Genomic DNA, 850 nt, shown 5'->3' on the forward strand with positions numbered 1-850 from the left:
GCCTAGTTCCCGCCCGGCCAGGCCGCCCGGGCGGGAACTAGGCTCGGCGCATGACGATCGACGGCTTCGCCGCACCCCCCGCCCTGGTGGAGCACGCCCGCCGATTCCGGGCCGAGGGCGCCGTACCGGCCGTGCCCCGCGTCGCCGCCACAGTGCTGCTGCTCCGCCCGGCCGGCGACGGGTTCGAGGTCTACATGATCCGTCGGGTGGCGGCCATGACGTTCGGCGGCATGTACGCCTTCCCCGGCGGCGGGGTGGACCGCTCCGACTCGGAGGCGCACCTCGGCTGGGCCGGCCCGGACCCGGCGGCGTGGGGGGAACGGCTCCAGCTCGACCCGGCCGCCGCGCAGGCGGTGGTGTGCGCCGCCGCCCGCGAGGTCTTCGAGGAGGCGGGCGTGCTGCTCGCCGGGCCGGACCCCGACACGGTGGTCGGCGACGTGAGCGGCGACGACTGGGAGGCGGCCCGGCAGGACCTGGAGGGACGGCGGGTCGGCTTCGCGGACCTGCTGGCCGGGAAGGGCCTTACGCTCCGGTCCGACCTGCTGCTTCCGTGGAGCCGGTGGATCACCCCGGAGTTCGAGCCGCGCCGCTTCGACACGTACTTCTTCGTCGCCCTGCTGCCCGAGGGACAGCGGACCCGGGACGTCTCCGGCGAGGCCGACCACACGCTGTGGCTGCGCCCGGCGGACGCCCTGGCCCGGGCGGAGGCCGGCGAGCTGACCATGCTGCCGCCCACGATGGTCACGCTCGCCGAGGTCGCCGCGGCGGGCGACCTCCCGGGCGTGGCCCGAGCCGCGGCCGACCGAGACCCGGGTACGCCGATCACGCCCCACCTGGACCTCTCCGACCC

Annotated in this window: 1 protein-coding gene; it reads left to right on the forward strand. The window is 76.7% G+C overall.

From position 1 onward, the window contains the following. Nucleotides 1-50: 50 nt before the first annotated feature. Nucleotides 51-850: NUDIX domain-containing protein (locus EAD96_RS00220; RefSeq protein WP_121682860.1), on the forward strand; the 800-nt coding region annotated here is incomplete at its 3' end.

Source organism: Micromonospora sp. BL1, assembly GCF_003667485.1.
GTDB lineage: Bacteria > Actinomycetota > Actinomycetes > Mycobacteriales > Micromonosporaceae > Micromonospora > Micromonospora tulbaghiae.